This is a genomic window from Jiella sonneratiae, from assembly GCF_017353515.1.
GTDB lineage: Bacteria > Pseudomonadota > Alphaproteobacteria > Rhizobiales > Rhizobiaceae > Jiella > Jiella sonneratiae.
Genome location: NZ_JAFMPY010000006.1, coordinates 199,095 through 217,006, shown reverse-complemented (window position 1 = coordinate 217,006; position 17,912 = coordinate 199,095). Strand labels below are relative to the sequence as shown.

The window sequence follows — 17,912 nt, the reverse complement described above, 5'->3', positions numbered from 1 at the left end:
CCTGGCTGCCGACCGAGCCGGTGAAGTTCAGCTTCCAGACCGGCTGGGCCTTGCCGGTGCGCGCCTCGCCGATGCGCTTTTCCGCCAGCGCCGTCGGATAGGGGTCGGGCTTGGTGACCGAGAGGCCCGGAACCTCCTGGTGCATCGGCCGCCCCCAATACATCGGCGCGAAGGCGAGTCGTTCGCGGTTGAGCCGGCCGGTCACCTCGAAGCGGTTGGAGAAGTTGTCGTCGCGGTCCTGCAGGGCCTCGGCGAAATAGGCCCAGAGCGCCTCCCAGCCGCCCTCACCGGCGACCGCCGCCGCGCCGCCCTTCGGATAGCCGAAGGGAAAGTCGAAGCCGCAGAAGACCGTCTTCTCCTCGGCCAGCGCGTCGCGCAGGAACTGGCGCAGATGCGCCATCGCCGCCGAGCGGGTCGGCGGATTGACCGTCTCGACCATGCGCACGTCCCGCCCCTCGCGCGCCGCAAGGGCGATCCAGATCGAATCCCTGCCGGTGGTGGGCGTGTTGGCGGCCGACCAGTCGATGATCGCGTAGCGGTCGAAAAGAGGCATCCGGTCGTCTCGTCTCCTGGCGCCGGCGGCGCCCCGTTGTCGTTTATCTAGCGCATCGACCGCGGGCCGAGAGGATGGTCGGCATGCGGGTAGGGATGATGGTGATGACCATGGCCGCCGTCATGGCCGCCGTCATGGGCGTGGCCATGCGAATGGTCATGAGTGTGATCATGGGAATGCCCGCGATGATGGGCATGATCATGGCCGTGGTCGTCGTGGTGATGGTGGTGGTGGGCGCCCGGTCCGTCGTCGTGATGGTGGTGAGGGTGCCCATGGCTGTGGCCCTCCCCGTCGCCGGCGCCGTCGCCATGACGATGGTCGTGACGAGAGCCGGAGGAATTGCCGTGGTCGCTCTTTGCGGCATCGGCCGGTCCGGTGCCGATCCCCTCGACATGATGGTGGTGGCTCTCCTGGGCAAGGCCCACCTCGGCCTCGAAGCCGAGCACCTGCTCGCGATACTTGCAGAGCTGGCAGTTCATCACGTTGGTGCCGTCGATGATCTCGTGAAGGCGATCGACGAAGGTCTCGACGACGAGGTCGTGGTCGCCGAGATAGGGCGCCTTGAGGAAGCGGATGCCGGGATGTTCCGCGGCGACGGCGTCGGTCTGGTCGTAGATCCGGCGCACCAGGATGCCGGTGAACAGGAAATAGGGAAAGACGACGATGCGCCTGTAGCCGAGCCTGGCGGCATGGGTGAGGCCTGGCCCGACGAGGGGAAAGGTGACGCCCGAATAGGCCGTCTCGCCCCATCCGAAGCCGAAGCCCTCCCAGAGCAGGCGCATGACCTTGGAGACGTTGGAATTGGCGTCGGGGTCGGACGCGCCGCGGCCGACGACGACGAGGAGCGTGTCATGCAGCGGTTCGCCGTCGCGCCAGCCGTCGGCGAGGAGGCACTCCCTGATCCGCGCGCCGGCGGCCCTCAGCATCTTCGGGTCGATGCCGAGCTCGCGGCCGTAGCGGATCGTCACGCCATGCTCGGCGGCATAGGTGTTCAGCACCGAGGGAATGTCGTTCTTGGCGTGGCCGGCGGCGAACAGCATCCCCGGCAGCGCCAGGATCTCGCGCGCACCGCCCTCGCGCAGCCTGTCGAGGCCGTCGCGGATGATCGGCCGGGCAAATTCCAGATAGCCGTAGTCGGTCTGCCACTCCGGCAGGCGCGCCTTCAGCTTCTCGGCAAGGCCGGCGAATTCGCGCACGGCGCCCGCGTCGCGGCTGCCGTGGCCGCACAGCATCAGTGACTTCATCATGACCTTCGATCCTCCTTGCCCGTTCACGACGCCCGGAGGATCCGCCTGCCCGGTGTTCCGGGGCGGGCGAACCGATCCGACAGCTCCGTCTTGGTCCCCTGCTTGGGTCGACCGCACCGGAATCGCTTGCAGCCCCTTCGCGAGGGGCACCGTCATCCACAGCGCGATGGCCTAGATGGGATTGGCCGCCCGGTCAAACGGAGAAGGTCGACGCGGACCCGTCCTCGCCGCCGGAACGCGGCGCACGGCCGCGCCCCCGCGCCCATCGAATCCGCGCGCCCATCGAAGGTACACCGCAGGCGAGGCCTCATCTGAATCGAAGGGTGAAGCGAGCCCGGCGACGGCCGCGAGCCGCCGCTTTCCGGCGGCTTCGGGCTGGAGTCGAGGCCCGCTCAGGCCAGGGTGAAGGCGTCCCGGAAGGCGTCGAGCGCGCGTTCCGGATCGCCGCTGGCAAAGGCTTCCAGGCCGACCGGGCCGTCGTATCCCATCGCCGCGAGGGCGCGGGCGATGTTCTGATAGGCGATCTCGCCGGTGCCCGGCTCCATCCGGCCGGGCACGTCCGCCACCTGGATCTCGCCGATCCACGGCAGCGCCCTCCGGCACAGATCGATCAGGTTCCCCTCGCCGATCTGCGCGTGATAGAGGTCGAGGTTCAGCCGCAGCCCCGGCCGGTTCACCGCTAAGACCAGCGCCAGCGTGTCTTCTGCCCGGGCGAAGGGGACGCCCGGATGGTCGACCGGCAGGTTGAGGTTCTCCAGCGTGAAGGTCACGCCCTTCTCCTCGGCGAGGTCGGCGATCCTTTCCAGCGTGTCGCGGGCCTTCAGCCACATCGCGCCGGTGACGGCCCCGCAGGGCGTGACCGGCAGGCCGCCCTCCCCGAGCCCGGTGCCGTGGAGGTTCAGCCGGGCGACGTTCAGGCGAAGCCCGACATCGGCGGTCTGGCGCGCGGTCCGCAAAAGTTCCGCCGCACCCTCCTCGTCGGCGAGCCGGCCGGAGAGATAGCCGTTCATGATCGAGAAGGTCGCGCCCGAGCGTTCGAGCATGGCGAGGTCGTGATCCGGCCAGTTCCACAGCCCGACGTGAAAGCCGAGCTCGGTCAGGCGCTTCACCCGCCACTCCATCGGCCTGTCGCGCCACAGCATCTCGGCGCAGGCGGCAAGGGTGAACGCCATGGTCAGCCGCCCGCCATCACCTCGGCCACGGCGACCGGCCGGCCTTCCTTCAGGGAGCGGTTCGCCGCCTCCGCGAGGGCCAGCGCGTTCACCCCGTCCTCGACGGTGGCCGGCACCGGCTTGCCGCCGGTCACGGCATCGACGAAGGCCGCCCATTCGATCTGATAGGCCCGCATGTAACGTTCCAGGAAGAAGAACATCGGCTTGGCCGAGGAAACGCCTGCCGCGGTCGATTTCACCACCGTGTTCTCGATCTCGTTGCGCGCCTCCAGCATCCCCTCCGAACCCAGCAGCTCCACCCGCTGGTCGTAGCCGAAGGCGGCTCTGCGGGAGTTGCGGATGGTGGCGAGCCGGCCGTCGGCATAAATGAGGACGACCACTGCCGTGTCGACGTCGCCGGCCGCGCCGATCGCCGGATCGACGAGGCAGGAGCCGTGCGCCATGACGCTTTCCGGCATGCCGAAGAGAAAGGCGCACATGTCGAAATCGTGGATCATCATGTCGCGATAGAGCCCGCCCGAGACCTTCACATAGGCGACCGGCGGCGGGGCGGGATCGTAGGAGGTGACCGCCAGCATCTCGCCCTTGCCGATCTCGCCGGCGTCGAACGCCATCTTGATGCCGGCGAAGTTCGGATCGAAGCGGCGGTTGAAGCCGAGCATCACCGGCTTCGTCGAACCGGCCGCGATCTCGCGCACCCTGAGGGCGCGGTCGAGCGAGAGGTCGATCGGCTTTTCGCAGAAGATCGCCTTGTTCGCCGCGACGCCCTGTTCGATGAGGTCGGCATGGGTGTTGGTCGAGGAGGCGATGAGCACGGCGTCGATCGAGGCGTCGGCGAAGATCTCCGCCGGCGCCATCGCGGCGATGCCGTGTGCCTTCGCCAGGCTCTCGGCCGCCTCGGGCACCACGTCGGCGACGGCGACGAGCTGCGAGCGTGGATCGGCCCCGATCGAGGCGGCATGGACCTTGCCGATACGGCCGGCGCCGAAGAGCGCGACTTTCATTGTACGTCCTCCCGGTCCGGATGCCGGACCTTTTCGCGTGTCAGAGTTCGACCCGCCGCCCCTCGCGGGCCGCGACGTCGATGGCGTGGATCGCCGCCTCGAAGCCGAGCGCGGCGGTAAAATCGGGATACGCCGGCTCGCCCGCGGCGATGGCGCGCAGGAAGTGGCCCGCCTCGATGGTCTTCAGATCGCCGAAGCCGAGCTGGTGGCCGGGCGCCGGACAGAAGGCGCCGTATGGCGGATGCTCGGGGCCGGTGAGGATGGTGCGAAAGCCCTGGCGCGCGCGGGGCTCGTCGGCGACGAAGAGCTGCAGTTCGTTCATCCGTTCCTGGGAGAAGGCGATCATGCCCTTCGTCCCGTGCACCTCGAAGTCCAGCCTGTTCTTGCGCCCCCAGGCCGAGCGGGAGGTGAGCAGCGTGCCCTGCGCACCGCTGCGGAACCGCACGATGGCCGAGGCGGTGTCCTCGTTCTCGACCGCGGCACGGCCGGAGCCGTCCGCGAGCGGCCGGGTCGCATGGATGGTCTGGGTATCGGCGAGGAGACTTTCGAGCGGTCCCATCAGGCCGACGGCCATCGAGACGAGGTGGCAGCCGAGATCGCCGAGGGTGCCGAGGCCGGCCGCCGCGCGTGTCGCCCGCCAGGTCCAGGCGAGGTCGGGATCGGCCTGGTAGTCCTCGTCGACGACGCCGCGGAAATGCACCGGCCGGCCGATGACGCCCTCGTCGATCATCCGTCTGGCATGGGCGAAGGCCGGGTTGTGGATGTAGTTGTAGCCGACGATGGTGCGCACGCCCGCCGCCCGGGCCGCCGCCTCCATCTCGCGGGCGTCATCGAGGGTGAGCGCCATCGGCTTTTCGCAGTGGACGTGCTTGCCCGCCGCCATCGCCGCCAGCGCCATCTCCTTGTGCAGGCCGTTCGGCGTGGTGATCGAGACGATGTCGACCTCAGGGCTCTCGACCAGCGTCCGCCAGTCGTCGGTGGCCGCCGCGAAGCCGAACTGCCGGGCCATGGCGCCGGCCTTTTCGCCCGGCGTGTCGCACAGGAGGGCGAGCCGGAGTTCGGGAAGGTCGCCGAACACCGCGCCGGCCGCGCGGTAGGCCAGCGCATGGGCCTTGCCCATGAAGCCGGTGCCGATGAGGCCGAGACCGATCGACATTCCCCTTCCTCCCCTCCGATTGATTGGAATATATATTCCAACAGTGGGATGCGCCTGTATAGTGCCCGCTGTCAAGACAGGAGAGTTGCATGCCCGCAGAAGACGGCGCGCCGACGATGGCGCCGGAAAGCGTGTCGGAACTGATCGAGCGGATCGACGCCATCGCCCCGACGCTGCCCAAGCGCCTCGGCCAGTCGGCCGAGTTCCTGCGCCACAACATCCATCTCGTCGCGGTGTCGACCGTCGCCGATCTTGCCGCCGGCGCCGGCGTCCAGCCGTCCGCCTTCATGCGCTTCTGCCAGGTGCTCGGCTTTTCCGGCTTCTCCCAGATGCAGGCGCTGTTTCGCGCCGAATACCGGGAACTGCGCCCCGACTATGCCGAGCGCCTGTCGCAGCTTCGCCAGAGCGGCGCCGAGGGGCCCGGACGGCTCGCCGCAAGCTTCGCCGAGGCAGGCCACAAATCGCTGGTCTCGCTGATGAACGACCTCGACGCGGCAAGGCTCGCCACGGCGGCCCGGCTGCTCGCCTCGGCCGGGACGGTGCATCTCGTCGGGCTGCGGCGCGCCTTCGCGATCGTCAGCTACATGGGCTATCTGCTCGACAAGATGAAGGTTCCGGCCGTCATCCACCGGACCTCCGGCCAGATCGAGAGCGACCATGCCATCCGCAAGGGCGACGCCCTGTTCGCCGTGAGCTTCACCCCCTTCTCCGAGGAGACGCTCGAACTCGCGGCAAGGACCCGGCGGCGCAAGGTGCCGGTCGTCGCCCTCAGCGACACGGTCGACGGGCCGCTCGCCGCCACCGCCGACGTGCTGCTCGTCGCCCGCGAGGTGGATGTCGGCGCCTTTCGCGTGCCGACCGCCGCCCTGACGCTCGCCACCTCGCTCGCCGTCGCCATCGGCCAGAGCCGCGAGAAGACCGATTGACAAATCCATCGCCAGCGACAAAAATGGAATAAATCTTCCAAATTCGTCGGGAGGACGAAGGGAGGACGAAGGGTTCGGCCACGGCCGGACGCGGCCGCCGGGCGGCCGTGAAGCATTTGCTCAACCCAGGGAGGAACCATTGAGCATCTCCAGGAAACTCGCCGTCGCCGCCGTCGCGCTGACGATCGCCGGGCCGGCCGCGGCCCAGCAGATCATCGTCGTCAGCCATGGCCAGGCCAACGATCCGTTCTGGTCCGTCGTCAAGAACGGCGTCGAACAGGCCGCCAAGGACACCGGCGCCAAGGTCGACTATCGCGCCCCCGAGACCTTCGACATGGTCAAGATGGGCCAGCTCATCGACGCGGCCGTCAACCAGCAGCCCGACGGCCTCGTCGTGTCGATCCCCGACGCCGACGCCCTCGGCCCCTCGATCGAGCGCGCCGTCCAGGCCGGCATTCCGGTGATCTCGATGAATTCCGGCTCGGACGTCTCCGCCAAACTCGGCGCCGTCCTGCATGTCGGCCAGGACGAGTTCACCGCCGGCAAGAAGGCCGGCGAGAAGCTCAAGGAAATGGGCGGCAAGAACGCCCTCTGCGTCAACCAGGAGGTCGGCAACGTCTCGCTCGACCAGCGCTGCGCGGGCTTCGAGGAAGGCTTCGGCGGCAAGGTCGAGGTGCTGCCGACGTCGAACGATCCGACCGAGGTGAAGTCGAAGGTGCAGGCGGCGCTGGAATCCAACCAGGACGTCGACACCATTCTCGGCCTCGGCGCGGCGACGGTGGGCGAGCCGGCGGTCGCGGCAGTCGAGGCGGTCGGCCGCGGCGGCAAGGTCAATGTCGGCAGCTTCGATCTCTCCGCCGGCTTCCTCAAGGACGTCGCCGACGGCAAGGCCGCCTTCGCCATCGACCAGCAGCAGTTCCTGCAGGGCTACCTGCCGGTGGTGTTCCTCGCCCTCGACGCGAAATACGGCCTCGTGCCCGGCGGCAACGTGCCTTCCGGCCCGAACCTCATCACCAAGGAAAAGGCGAGCCAGGTCATCGACCTGTCGGCGAAGGGCATTCGCTGACGGCCCCGGCCGTCACGCACTCTTCGCAAGGCACCGAGCGAAGGCCGCGGCGGATTGAGCCGCGCCGCGGCCGCATCGCGCCCAGAACCGGCTTCGAGGGACATGCCATGGCGGACGTCTCCCCCATCATCGAGGACGAACGGCTGAAGCGCGAAGGCTTCGCGACGAAGCTGATGAAGCGCCCGGAACTCGGCGCCGTCGCCGGCTTCGTCGCGATCACCTTGTTCTTCCTGGTCACCGCCTCCGGCACGATGTTCACGCTTTCGGGCATCATGAACTTCATGACCCCGGCGGCGCAGCTCGGCATCCTCGCCATCGGCGCGGCGCTCTTGATGATCGGCGGCGAGTTCGACCTGTCGATCGGCTCGATGGTGGCGTTTTCCGGCCTCGTCTTCGGCGCCTTCGTCGTCACCTTCGGCATGCCGCTCGTCGTCGCGATCCCCGCGACCTTCGCCATTGCGGCGGCGATCGGCGTCCTCAACGGCTCGATCGTCCTGAGAACCGGCCTGCCCTCCTTCATCGTGACGCTGGCCTTCCTGTTCATCCTGCGCGGCGCCTCGCTGGTCGGCCTGAAGGTCGCCACCGGCGGCTCGACGCAGCTGCGCGGCGTGCGCGACGCCATCGGCGACGACTGGCTGGCGCCGCTTTTTTCCGGCGACGCCTTCACCGGCCTGTTCTCGTGGCTGGCCGAACAGGGCGTGATCGACCGGTTCCCGAGCGGCCTGCCGAAGGTGCCGGGAATTCCCGTCGAGATCCTGTGGTTCGTCGCCTTCGCGCTTGTCGCCACCTACGTCCTCTTGCGCACGCCCCAGGGCAACTGGATCTTCGCCTCCGGCGGCGACGAGAACGCCGCGTCGAATTCCGGCGTGCCGGTCCGGCGGGTGAAGATCTCGCTCTTCGTGCTCACCGCCTGCTGCGCCACCCTCGTCGCCGTCATCACGGTGATCGACGCCGGCTCGACCGACGCAAGGCGCGGATTCATGAAGGAATTCGAGGCGATCATCGCCGCGGTCATCGGCGGCTGCCTGCTCACCGGCGGCTACGGCTCGGCGATCGGCGCCTTCTTCGGCGCGATCATCTTCGGCATGGTCACCCTCGGCCTCACCTACACCGACATCGACCAGGACTGGTTCCAGGTGTTCCTCGGCGCGATGCTTCTCGCCGCGGTCCTCTTCAACAACTTCATCCGCAAGCGCGTCACCGGGGAGCGCTGAGATGAGCGGCGACACCACCTTCCACCACGGCGATCCGGGCACCGACGCCGCGCCGATCGTCGCAATGCGCGACATCGAGAAGCACTTCGGCAACATCATCGCCCTCGCCGGCGTCAGCTTCGACATCCGCCCGGGCGAGTGCCACTGCCTGCTCGGCGACAACGGCGCCGGCAAGTCGACCTTCATCAAGACCATGTCCGGCGTGCACAAGCCGACGAAGGGCGAGATCCTGCTCGAGGGCAGGCCGCTCTCCTTCTCCAGCCCGCGCGACGCGATGGAGGCCGGCATCGCGACCGTCTACCAGGATCTGGCGATGATCCCGCTGATGTCGGTGACGCGCAACTTCTTCATGGGCCGCGAGCCGACCCGCGGCAAATGGCTGTTCAAGCGCATGGACATCGAGCGGGCGAATGCCGTGACGATGGACGAGATGCGCCGCATGGGCATCAATCTGCGCGGCCCGGACCAGGCCGTCGGCACGCTGTCGGGCGGCGAGCGCCAGACCGTCGCCATCGCCCGCGCGGTCTATTTCGGCGCCAAGGTGCTGATCCTCGACGAGCCGACCTCCGCCCTCGGCGTGCGCCAGACCTCCAACGTGCTGGCGACGATCGACCGGGTGCGCAAGCAGGGGGTGGGCGTCGTCTTCATCACCCACAACGTCCGCCACGCGATGGCCGTCGGCGACCGCTTCACCGTGCTCAACCGCGGCAAGACGCTCGGCACGGCGCGGCGCGGCGCGATCACCGGCAACGAACTGCAGGACTTGATGGCCGGCGGCCAGGAGATGGCCTCGCTCGAGGGCTCGCTCGGGGGCACCGTGTGATGGCGAAGGATCTCGACCTCATCACCATCGGCCGCTCCTCCGTCGATCTTTACGGCGGCCAGATCGGCGGACGGCTGGAGGACATGCGCAGCTTCGACAAATATGTCGGCGGCTCCCCCACCAACATGGCGACGGGCACAGCCCGGCTCGGCCTGAAATCGGCGCTGATCACCCGGGTCGGCGACGAGCATATGGGCCGCTTCCTGATCGAGGAACTGAAGCGCGAGGGGGTCGACACGACGGGCGTCGTCACCGATCCCGAGCGGTTGACCGCCCTCGTCATCCTCGGCATCAGGGACGACAGGCAGTTTCCGCTGATCTTCTACCGCGAGAACTGCGCCGACATGGCGCTGTCGGAAGCCGACATCGACGAGGGGTTCGTGGCGCGGGCGCGCGCCGTCGTCGCTACCGGCACCCATCTCAGCCATCCGCGCACCGAGGCGGCGGTGCTGAAGGCGATCCGCCTCGCCAGGAAGCATGGCGCGCGAACCGCCCTCGACATCGACTACCGCCCCAATCTCTGGGGCCTTGCCGGCCACGGCGCCGGCGAGGAGCGCTTCATCGCATCCGACAAGGTGACGGCAAAGCTGCAGTCGACGCTGTCGCTGTTCGATCTCGTCGTCGGCACCGAGGAAGAGTTCCACATCGCCGGCGGGACGACCGACACGCTGGCGGCCCTTCGCGCCGTGCGCGCCGTCTCGGCCGCGACGCTCGTCCTCAAGCGCGGCGCGGCGGGCGCCGTCGCCTTTGCCGGCGCCATTCCGGCGAGCCTCGATGAGGGCGAAACCGGGCCCGGCTTTCCGATCGAGGTGTTCAACGTCCTCGGCGCCGGCGACGGCTTCATGTCCGGCCTCCTCAAGGGCTGGCTCGACGACGAGGCGTGGCCGCGCTCGCTCGAATACGCCAATGCCTGCGGCGCCTTTGCCGTCTCCCGCCACGGCTGCACGCCGTCCTACCCCTCCCTCGCCGAGCTCGATTTCTTTCTGAAGCGCGGCGTGAAGGAGAAGGCGCTGAGGAAGGACGCGGAGCTCGAACAGATCCACTGGTCGACCAACCGCAAGGGCGACTTCTCGACGATGCGGGTCTTCGCCTTCGACCACCGTATCCAGCTCGAGGAGATCGCCGGCGCGACGCCGGAAATGATCGGCGCCTTCAAGGAGCTCTGCCTCGACGCCGCACTGAAGGTCCAGGCGGGCCGGCCGGGCTACGGAATCTTGTGCGACGGAAGGCTCGGCCGCGAGGCGCTCTACCGCGCCGCGGGCCGCGGCCTGTGGATCGGCCGGCCCGTCGAATGGCCGGGTTCGCGGCCGCTGCTGTTCGAGCCGGAGATCGGTTCCGATTGCGGCGGCCTCGCCGAATGGCCGGCCGAGCACGTGGTCAAATGCCTGTGCTTCTGCCATCCGGACGACGACCAGGATCTCTGGGCCGAGCAGGAAGCGAGCGTCGGGAGGCTGTTCGACGCCTGCCGCCGCAACCGGCTGGAGTTCCTTCTCGAGGTGATCCCATCCAAGACCGGGCCGGTCGACGACGACACCACGGCGGAAGTGATCGGCCGCTTCTACGACCTCGGCATCTATCCCGACTGGTGGAAGCTCGAGCCGATGGCGAGCGAGGCGGCGTGGGAAAAAGCCTGCGCGGCGATCGCCGAGAACGATCCGCATGTGCGCGGCATCGTGATGCTCGGCCTCGACGCCTCGGAAGAGGCCCTGAAGGAGAGCTTCGCGGCCGCGGCGCGGTTCGATCTCGTGAAGGGCTTCGCCGTCGGGCGCACGATCTTCGGCGAGGCGGCGCGGGCCTACATGGCCGGGGAGCTCGCCCCGCAGGAGGCAACGGCAATGATGGCGGAGAAATACGCCAGGCTCTGCGCCCACTGGGACGATGCGCGGGCGGCCGCAACGAATTCCGGCAGAAAGACGACGCGATGACGACGATCCGGCTGACCGCCGCCCAGGCGATGGTGAAATATCTGAGCGCCCAGATGACCGAGGCTGGCGAGCCTTTTCTCGCCGGGGTGTGGGCGATCTTCGGCCATGGCAACGTCGCCGGCATCGGCGAGGCGCTCCACGCCGAGCGCGAGGCGATCCGGACCTATCGCGGCCACAACGAGCAGACGATGTGCCACGCGGCGATCGCCTTCGCCAAGCAGTCCGGACGGCGACGGGCGATGGCCGTCACCTCCTCGATCGGACCCGGGGCGACCAACATGGTGACGGCCGCCGCCCTCGCCCATGTCAACCGGCTGCCGTTGCTCCTGATTCCCGGCGACGTCTTTTCTGGGCGCGGGCCGGACCCGGTGCTGCAGCAGGTCGAGGATTTTTCCGACGGCACGGTCTCTGCCAACGACTGCTTCCGGCCGGTGACCCGCTATTTCGATCGCATCACCCGCCCCGAGCAGCTGCTCACCGCCCTGCCGCGGACCTTCCGGGTGATGACCGATCCGGCCGATTGCGGACCGGTGTGCCTCGCGTTTTGCCAGGACGTCCAGGCAGAGGCCTACGACTTTCCGGAGAGCTTCTTTGAGCCGCGGGTGTGGCGCCTCAGGCGGCCGCACCCTGACCCGGCGGAACTCGCCGCGGTCGCGGCCCTCATCGAGGCCGCCAAAAAGCCTGTGATCGTCGCCGGCGGCGGCGTCCATTATTCCGGCGCGACCGAGGCGCTGAAGGCTTTTGTGGAGAAGCACCGGATTCCCGTCGTCGAGAGCCAGGCCGGCAAGTCGGCGCTCGCCTTCGACGCGGCGATGAATCTCGGGCCCGTCGGCGTCACCGGCTCGTCCTCGGCGAACGTCGCCTCTGCCGAAGCCGACCTCGTCCTCGGCGTCGGCACCCGCTTCCAGGATTTCACCACCGGCTCGTGGAACCTCTTCCGCAACCCGGATCGCAAGCTCGTGTCGCTCAACGTCGCCGCCTATGACGCGATGAAGCACGGCGCCGCGCCGCTGTGCTGCGATGCCCGCGTCGGCCTCGAACTTCTGTCCGAGGCGCTCGGCGACAAGCGGTTCGACGCGCCGGACCCGGCGTTGAAGCAGAGCTGGTTCGCTGCCGTCGATCCGCTCACCGCCCGCCCGGAGGGAAACGCGCTGCCGACCGACCAACAGGTGATCGGCGCCGTGCAGCGGGCGAGCGGGCCCGATACGGTGGTGATGTGCGCCGCCGGCACCATGCCGGGCGAACTCCACAAGCTCTGGAAGGCACCGCGCCCCGGCGCCTACCACATGGAATACGGCTATTCCTGCATGGGCTACGAGATCGCCGGCGCCATCGGCATCAAGATGGCCGAGCCGGACCGCGACGTCGTCTGCATGGTCGGCGACGGCTCCTACATGATGGCGAATTCCGAGCTCGCCACCGCCGTCATGCTGGGGCTGAAGATTACCGTCGTCCTGACCGACAATCGCGGCTATGGCTGCATCAACCGGCTGCAGACGGCCTGCGGCGGGGCAGAATTCAACAACCTCCTCGACCACGCCTTCCACGTGAACCCCTCGACCATCGATTTCGCGGCGCATGCGGCGTCGATGGGGGCACAGGCCGTGCATGCCGCCTCGATCGCCGAGCTGGAGACGGCGCTCGACCGGGCGAAGGCGGCCGCCGGTCCCTTCGTCGTGGTCATCGACACCGATCCCTACCCGTCGAGCCAGCCGGGCGGCCACTGGTGGGACGTCGCGGTTCCCGAGGTCTCGTCGCGCGACGAGGTGATCGAGGCACGCGCGGCCTACGAGGCGCAGCTGAAGCTCCGGGCGGGCGGGTGATGATGGCCGGTTTTGACCGCGCCGGCAGAGCGGAAACGGCGGCGACCTTCGGCGCCCCCCTCTGCCTGCCGGCATCTCCCCCACGAGGCGGGAAATCGATCTCTATCCTCGGCAGCGCGCGCCAATCTCCCTCCTTGTGGGGGAGATGTCACGCAGTGACAGAGGGGGGTACGGCGCGACGTATCCGGTTCGATGACCCTGCCCCGGGCTCTCTCCCAGGTCTTTCCCTCCTCTTCCTTCCCACAGGACCTTCCCATGATCCGCTTCGGCACCAACCCCATCGCCTGGGCCAATGACGACGACCAGAGCCTCGGCGCCGACATTCCGACCGGGCGCATTCTCGACGAGGCCGGCCGGCAGATCGGCTTCGCCGGTATCGAGAACGGCCACCGCTGGCCGCAGGACGATCCCGCCGCGCTGAAGGCGCTGCTCGCCGCTTCCGGCCTCGTCTTCGTCTCCGGCTGGCACTCCATGAACCTCCTCGCCCATTCGGTGGCGGAGGAGAAGGCCGCGATCACGCCGCATCTCGACAAGCTCGCCTACAACGGCTCGAAGGTCTGCATCGTCTGCGAGACGTCGAATTCGGTGCAGGGGCGCGACGTCCCGCTGTCGGAGCGGCCGAAGCTTTCCGCCGACGCGATGCAGGCCTTCGGCGAAAAGGTCGAAGCGATCGCCGCGCATTGCGCCGAGCGTGGGATCGACCTCGTCTATCACCATCACATGGGAACGGTGGTCGAGAGCCCCGAGGACATCGACGCCTTCATGGCGGCGACCGGTCCCGCCACCAAGCTGCTCTTCGACGCCGGCCACTGCTTTTTCGGCGGCGGCGATCCCGCCGCGGTGCTTGCCCGGCACATCGGCCGGGTCGCGCACTTTCATGCCAAGAACGTCAGGCCCGCCGTCCGGGCGAAGGTCGAGGCGGAGGGCCTGTCCTTCATGGACGGCGTGCGCGCCGGCGTCTTCACCGTCCCGGGCGACCAGGAGGGGGCGGTCGACTTCGGCCCGCTGATGAAGATCCTCGCCGAAAACGGCTATGACGGCTGGATCGTCATCGAGGCCGAACAGGACCCGGCGATCCGCAACCCCCTCCTCTACCAGACCCTGGGGCTGGCGACGCTGAGGCGTCTCGCCCGCGAGGTCGGACTGACCGAAGGATAGAGCCCATGCCGCATCTGTTGCGCAAGCCGGCCGGCACCGCCGGCAGGATCCACGACATCACGCCTGAGAGCGCCCGGACGCCGCTCTCGCCGGACTGGACCTATGTCGGCTTCGCCGTCCACCGGCTGGCGCCCGGCGACACCGTCGCCGAGGCCACCGGCGATCGCGAGGCGATCCTCGTCCTTGTGGAGGGAAAGGCGAAGCTCTCGGCGAACGGCGAGGATTTCGGCGAGATGGGCGATCGCATGGACGTCTTCGAGAAGACGCCGCCCCACTGCCTCTACGTGCCGAACGCCAGCGAATGGTCGGCCACCGCGACGACGGCCTGCACCTTCGCCGTCTGCACGGCGCCCGGGCATGGCGGGCACGAGGCGGCGCGGATCGGCCCGGAGGGCATATCGCTCGCCGACCGCGGCAAGGGGACGAACCTTCGCCACATCAACGCCATCGCCATGGAGGAGCGCGACGTCGCGGACTCGCTGCTCGTGACGGAGGTCTTCACCCCCGCCGGCCACTGGTCGTCCTATCCGCCGCACCGCCACGACGAGGACGCCTTCCCGGACATGACCTATCTCGAAGAGACCTATTACCACCGGCTGAACCCGGCAAAGGGCTACGGCCACCAGCGCGTCTTCACCGAGGACGGCACGCTCGACGAGACGATGAGCGTCTCGAATCACGACGTGGTGCTGGTGCCGAAGGGCCATCATCCCTGCGCGGCACCCTATGGCTACGAGATGTACTATCTGAACGTCATGGCGGGTCCCTTGCGCAAGTGGCGCTTCAGGAACCATCCCGACCACGACTGGATCGCCAGGCGCGACGCCTGACGGGAAGACGCCGGCCTGCCATGCGGCCCCACGTCGCCCGCATTCCCGCTCCCCTGGTGCAGTGCTATGACGGCAGAAGAGGCGGCGACGCCGCCAGCCCGGCCATCGAGGAAGGCGGGTCGGGACTCGCCGGGACCGGAGGCGGACACCACTTTTATGGCGAAGACGAGAAGCTGGCCGAGGACATCACGCGATGACCGCTGAAGGATCGGTCGATCCCGCCGCCGAGCGCCGGGCAAAGCCGGTCCCATCGCTCACGGCCGAGCCGCCCGAGCGCCACGGCTGCGGCGTCTGCGGCCGGACGCTTCCGCGCGACGAACTGCGGCCCGCGGCCCTCGTCAGCGGCGCCGTCGCCGCTGTCCTGTCCCGCAGCTCGCCGGGCTGGAACGCCACGGGCTGGGTCTGCCGCGACGACCTTCGAAAGGCCCGGCAGACCACCATCGAGGAGATGATTCGCGAGGAGCGCGGCGAGTTGAGCGCCCTCGACGAGTCGGTTCTGGCGAGCCTTGCCGAGAGCGAGACCGTCACCGAAAATCCCGAGGAGGTCTATGGCCGTGCCGAGAGCTTCGGCGACAGGCTGGCCGACGACATGGCGTCCTTCGCCGGGTCCTGGACCTTCATCTCGATCTTCTGCTCGATCCTCGTTCTGTGGATCGCGGCGAATTCGGTGGCGCTCTTCGTCCGGCCGTTCGACCCCTATCCCTACATCCTGCTCAACCTCATCCTCTCCTGCATCGCGGCGATCCAGGCGCCGCTGATCATGATGAGCCAGAAGCGGCAGGAGGCGAAGGATCGCCTGCGCTCGGAAAACGACTACCGGGTGAACCTGAAGGCCGAGCTCGAGATCCGCCGCCTGCACGAGAAGATCGACCAGCACCTCCTCACCCAGTGGGAGCATCTGTCGCGCATCCAGGAGGCGCAGCTTGAGCTCGTCCGCGAGATGAGATCGCGCGGCTGACGCGCCGTGCGGCGGGGCTTCGAACGGATGGAAGTCGCCCGTCCGGAACCGGCGACGGTCAGTGCGGCATGCCCTTCAGCGTCGCGTTCTCCGCCTTGACGATGCCGCCGTCCTTGGTCGCCTCGATGGCGATGATCTTGCCGAGGCCGGGAACGGAGGAGCCGACCTGCACGTGCCAGAGTTCGCCCGGCGAGGCGAGATGCGCCTCGTGGCCGTAGACCATGACGATCGAGAAGTCCTTGGGCTGCAGCGTCCACGGCCGGACCAGCGTCGCCACCGGCAGCGCCGGGACGGTCGCCGTTTCCTCGTCGTCATCCTCCGCCTTGGCGGTCGAGCCGACGGCGATCGGATCGATCTGGGCATCGGCCATCTGGGAGATGAGGAGGCGGTCGAAATAGCCGGGATACATGTAGGAGATCGACATCACCACCGAGAAGAAGCCGGTGGAAAGGACGAACAGGAAGAGCGACAGCGCCCTCACCGCACGGTCGGACTGATAGGCGGCGTTGAGCTTTTCTGCAGCCGTCGGTTCGGCTTTCGCCGACCTGCGGCCCGCGATCTTGATCATGATGGACGGCCTCGATCCATGGGCTGGAAAGTCGAGGCAGCCTCATGCAACTCCGACGGCACGGAGCATTGCAGCCGCGGGTTAATCTTTCATCGACGCCGTGCATCGAGATCGGCAAGTCACCGACCCTGACGATCGCGCGTTCAGACTTCCTTGGCGATGGACGTGTAGGGTTTCGCGATGCAGCGCGCGCGACAAACCACGATCGGCGGCGACGGCCGGCTCTTCGAACGCCGGCGCACCCGGCTGCGGCCGGTGAAGCTCGCCAGCCTGTCCCGCCGGTTCATCGACGAGGGGCTGCTCCGCGACCGTTCGAAGGGCGGCGCCCGCATCCGCCGCGCGTCCGCGACCGCCCTTCCGGCGCGCTTTCTCCTGCTCGACGAGGGCGAATGCGTCTTCCTGCCGGTCGCGATCGTCTGGGAGGACGGGCTCGAGCTCGGCGTGCGCTTCGTCGGGGCGGAGATCCGCCCGACCCTTGCCGAGATCCGGCGCCTGACCGGCCGCTACTATGCCCTGCCCGAATAAGGTGTAGGGAAGCCGGCGAGGCAGGCGCCGATCGCGCGCGCCCACCGGCTGGGTTCGGGGTGCGACCCCCGAGTGCCTCAGTGCGCCGGCTTGTTCAGATGGACGGCTTCGCCGCCACCGCCACCGCCGGTACCACCGCCCGCGCCGCCGCCGCTCCGGGCGTCCTTCTTGGAGATGTAGTCGAACTGCTCGACGAGAAGCTCGTGCAGGAGTTCCATGCCGAAGCGCTGGTTCACCGAATCGCGGATCGAGGTGGTCAGGGCCGTCAGGTCGAACTTCTCCGGATGCTCGAAGTCGAAACTGTCGGTCGAATACATCCGCCGGAACACCTCGTCGAGAATGAACGGGTCCGGCGGCACCTTCAGCGTGTTCCCGATGGTGCCGTCGATCGTGTAGACGAAGCGGGCGAGGATGTATCCCTTGATCGTCTCGTCCGAAATCATCGGGATCGTGACGCTGTCCGTCGACTTGTAGTCGAGCCCGTCGAAATAGGTCGGGTCCTTCTTCACCTCCTGCGCCGGGGCGGGAGCGAAGACCGACGCCATCACGTAGCTCGAACCGAGCGCGACGACGGCGGCCCAGACGCCTATGCCGATGAGCTTGATCACCGTGTCAGCCTCGCCGCACGACGGCGGTGGTGTAGGTGCCGTCGGATTCGGCCGCCGCGATGGTCGCCGCGATCACGCCGCCGATCTCGTGGCTCGCCTTGACGTGCAGGCCGAGCACCCGCTGGTTCTCCTTGAGCGCCTTCTGCAGAAGACGCAGCCGGTCCTCGATGCGGCCGTCGCGCTCCTCGCGCACGGCGAGCGCCCGCGACAGCCGGCTGAGCTCCAGAAGGCAGTGGTTCTTGCGGGTGGTCAGCTCCGCCAGCGGTTCGCTCGCCTTGCCGCGCAGCGTGTCGATCTCCAGCGAAAGGATCGACTCCAGCCGGTCCGCCGCCTTTTCGATAGCCTGATACATCCGA

At 68.3% G+C, this 17,912-nt stretch carries 17 protein-coding genes; 10 read left to right on the top strand and 7 right to left on the bottom strand.

Features of this window, described 5'->3' with window-relative positions; translation table 11 throughout:
• Positions 1-600: 600 nt before the first annotated feature.
• The 4 genes from J1C47_RS08150 to J1C47_RS08135 all read right to left on the bottom strand — a co-directional run bounded on the left by J1C47_RS08150 (position 601) and on the right by J1C47_RS08135 (position 5,132).
• Positions 601-1,797, bottom strand: a complete 1,197-nt coding sequence (locus tag J1C47_RS08150) for a sirohydrochlorin chelatase (RefSeq protein ID WP_207350287.1) — start codon at positions 1,795-1,797, stop codon at positions 601-603.
• A gap of 395 nt (positions 1,798-2,192) precedes the next feature.
• Positions 2,193-2,972 (bottom strand): TIM barrel protein, encoded by a 780-nt coding sequence (locus tag J1C47_RS08145; protein ID WP_207350241.1) that lies wholly within the window; start codon positions 2,970-2,972, stop codon positions 2,193-2,195.
• A gap of 2 nt (positions 2,973-2,974) precedes the next feature.
• Positions 2,975-3,976: an inositol 2-dehydrogenase gene (gene iolG / locus J1C47_RS08140; RefSeq protein WP_207350240.1), complete on the bottom strand. Its 1,002-nt coding sequence runs from the start codon at positions 3,974-3,976 to the stop codon at positions 2,975-2,977.
• 40 nt (positions 3,977-4,016) lie between these two features.
• Positions 4,017-5,132 (bottom strand): Gfo/Idh/MocA family protein, encoded by a 1,116-nt coding sequence (locus tag J1C47_RS08135; protein ID WP_207350239.1) that lies wholly within the window; start codon positions 5,130-5,132, stop codon positions 4,017-4,019.
• Positions 5,133-5,221: 89 nt separating this feature from the next.
• Here J1C47_RS08135 and J1C47_RS08130 point away from each other — a divergent pair, with 89 nt between their 5' ends.
• From J1C47_RS08130 to J1C47_RS08090, 9 genes are all read left to right on the top strand, one after another.
• Positions 5,222-6,058: a MurR/RpiR family transcriptional regulator gene (locus J1C47_RS08130; RefSeq protein ID WP_245396428.1), complete on the top strand. Its 837-nt coding sequence runs from the start codon at positions 5,222-5,224 to the stop codon at positions 6,056-6,058.
• Positions 6,059-6,197: 139 nt separating this feature from the next.
• Entirely contained in the window at positions 6,198-7,124 is a 927-nt protein-coding gene (locus J1C47_RS08125) for a sugar ABC transporter substrate-binding protein (protein ID WP_210382274.1), read from the top strand.
• A gap of 107 nt (positions 7,125-7,231) precedes the next feature.
• The gene (locus tag J1C47_RS08120; protein ID WP_207350238.1) at positions 7,232-8,338 is read left to right on the top strand and encodes an ABC transporter permease; all 1,107 of its coding nucleotides are present in this window, start codon (positions 7,232-7,234) and stop codon (positions 8,336-8,338) included.
• 64 nt (positions 8,339-8,402) lie between these two features.
• Positions 8,403-9,161 (top strand): ATP-binding cassette domain-containing protein, encoded by a 759-nt coding sequence (locus tag J1C47_RS08115; RefSeq protein WP_207350284.1) that lies wholly within the window; start codon positions 8,403-8,405, stop codon positions 9,159-9,161.
• Positions 9,161-11,086 carry a bifunctional 5-dehydro-2-deoxygluconokinase/5-dehydro-2-deoxyphosphogluconate aldolase gene (locus J1C47_RS08110; RefSeq protein ID WP_207350237.1) on the top strand — a complete coding sequence of 642 codons (1,926 nt, stop codon included), beginning with the start codon at positions 9,161-9,163 and terminating at the stop codon, positions 11,084-11,086. The genes J1C47_RS08115 and J1C47_RS08110 overlap by 1 nt, the downstream gene beginning before the upstream one ends.
• Complete coding sequence (gene iolD / locus J1C47_RS08105) at positions 11,083-12,909, top strand: 3D-(3,5/4)-trihydroxycyclohexane-1,2-dione acylhydrolase (decyclizing) (protein ID WP_207350236.1); 1,827 nt, start codon at positions 11,083-11,085, stop codon at positions 12,907-12,909. Before J1C47_RS08110 ends, iolD begins: the two co-directional genes overlap by 4 nt.
• Positions 12,910-13,164: 255 nt before the next feature.
• The gene (gene iolE / locus J1C47_RS08100) at positions 13,165-14,067 is read left to right on the top strand and encodes a myo-inosose-2 dehydratase (RefSeq protein WP_207350235.1); all 903 of its coding nucleotides are present in this window, start codon (positions 13,165-13,167) and stop codon (positions 14,065-14,067) included.
• 5 nt (positions 14,068-14,072) lie between these two features.
• A complete protein-coding gene (gene iolB, locus J1C47_RS08095; RefSeq protein WP_207350234.1) occupies positions 14,073-14,897 on the top strand; it encodes a 5-deoxy-glucuronate isomerase in 825 nt (274 codons plus the stop codon).
• 193 nt (positions 14,898-15,090) lie between these two features.
• Positions 15,091-15,855, top strand: a complete 765-nt coding sequence (locus J1C47_RS08090) for a DUF1003 domain-containing protein (RefSeq protein ID WP_207350233.1) — start codon at positions 15,091-15,093, stop codon at positions 15,853-15,855.
• Positions 15,856-15,913: 58 nt separating this feature from the next.
• Here the strand turns inward: J1C47_RS08090 and J1C47_RS08085 are convergent, their stop codons facing one another.
• Positions 15,914-16,423 carry a hypothetical protein gene (locus J1C47_RS08085; RefSeq protein WP_207350232.1) on the bottom strand — a complete coding sequence of 170 codons (510 nt, stop codon included), beginning with the start codon at positions 16,421-16,423 and terminating at the stop codon, positions 15,914-15,916.
• 180 nt (positions 16,424-16,603) lie between these two features.
• Between J1C47_RS08085 and J1C47_RS08080 the strand changes: the two genes are divergently transcribed.
• The gene (locus J1C47_RS08080; protein ID WP_207350231.1) at positions 16,604-16,948 is read left to right on the top strand and encodes a hypothetical protein; all 345 of its coding nucleotides are present in this window, start codon (positions 16,604-16,606) and stop codon (positions 16,946-16,948) included.
• Positions 16,949-17,025: 77 nt separating this feature from the next.
• On the opposite strand, the gene J1C47_RS08075 is transcribed toward J1C47_RS08080, so the two are convergent.
• The gene (locus tag J1C47_RS08075) at positions 17,026-17,556 is read right to left on the bottom strand and encodes a hypothetical protein (protein WP_207350230.1); all 531 of its coding nucleotides are present in this window, start codon (positions 17,554-17,556) and stop codon (positions 17,026-17,028) included.
• A gap of 4 nt (positions 17,557-17,560) precedes the next feature.
• Positions 17,561-17,908 (bottom strand): flagellar protein FlgN, encoded by a 348-nt coding sequence (locus J1C47_RS08070; RefSeq protein WP_207350229.1) that lies wholly within the window; start codon positions 17,906-17,908, stop codon positions 17,561-17,563.
• Between the last annotated feature and the right edge of the window lie 4 nt (positions 17,909-17,912).

Bases quoted from the DNA above. Each gene is read 5' to 3' on its own strand.
- J1C47_RS08080 (WP_207350231.1), top strand. From the start codon at position 16,604: ATGCAGCGCGCGCGACAAACCACGATCGGCGGCGACGGCCGGCTCTTC.
- J1C47_RS08150 (WP_207350287.1), bottom strand. From the start codon at position 1,797: ATGAAGTCACTGATGCTGTGCGGCCACGGCAGCCGCGACGCGGGCGCC.
- iolE (WP_207350235.1), top strand. From the start codon at position 13,165: ATGATCCGCTTCGGCACCAACCCCATCGCCTGGGCCAATGACGACGAC.
- J1C47_RS08110 (WP_207350237.1), top strand. From the start codon at position 9,161: ATGGCGAAGGATCTCGACCTCATCACCATCGGCCGCTCCTCCGTCGAT.
- J1C47_RS08090 (WP_207350233.1), top strand. From the start codon at position 15,091: ATGACCGCTGAAGGATCGGTCGATCCCGCCGCCGAGCGCCGGGCAAAG.
- iolD (WP_207350236.1), top strand. From the start codon at position 11,083: ATGACGACGATCCGGCTGACCGCCGCCCAGGCGATGGTGAAATATCTG.
- J1C47_RS08120 (WP_207350238.1), top strand. From the start codon at position 7,232: ATGGCGGACGTCTCCCCCATCATCGAGGACGAACGGCTGAAGCGCGAA.
- J1C47_RS08130 (WP_245396428.1), top strand. From the start codon at position 5,222: ATGCCCGCAGAAGACGGCGCGCCGACGATGGCGCCGGAAAGCGTGTCG.
- J1C47_RS08070 (WP_207350229.1), bottom strand. From the start codon at position 17,908: ATGTATCAGGCTATCGAAAAGGCGGCGGACCGGCTGGAGTCGATCCTT.
- iolG (WP_207350240.1), bottom strand. From the start codon at position 3,976: ATGAAAGTCGCGCTCTTCGGCGCCGGCCGTATCGGCAAGGTCCATGCC.
- J1C47_RS08145 (WP_207350241.1), bottom strand. From the start codon at position 2,972: ATGGCGTTCACCCTTGCCGCCTGCGCCGAGATGCTGTGGCGCGACAGG.
- J1C47_RS08085 (WP_207350232.1), bottom strand. From the start codon at position 16,423: ATGATCAAGATCGCGGGCCGCAGGTCGGCGAAAGCCGAACCGACGGCT.
- J1C47_RS08135 (WP_207350239.1), bottom strand. From the start codon at position 5,132: ATGTCGATCGGTCTCGGCCTCATCGGCACCGGCTTCATGGGCAAGGCC.
- iolB (WP_207350234.1), top strand. From the start codon at position 14,073: ATGCCGCATCTGTTGCGCAAGCCGGCCGGCACCGCCGGCAGGATCCAC.
- J1C47_RS08115 (WP_207350284.1), top strand. From the start codon at position 8,403: ATGCGCGACATCGAGAAGCACTTCGGCAACATCATCGCCCTCGCCGGC.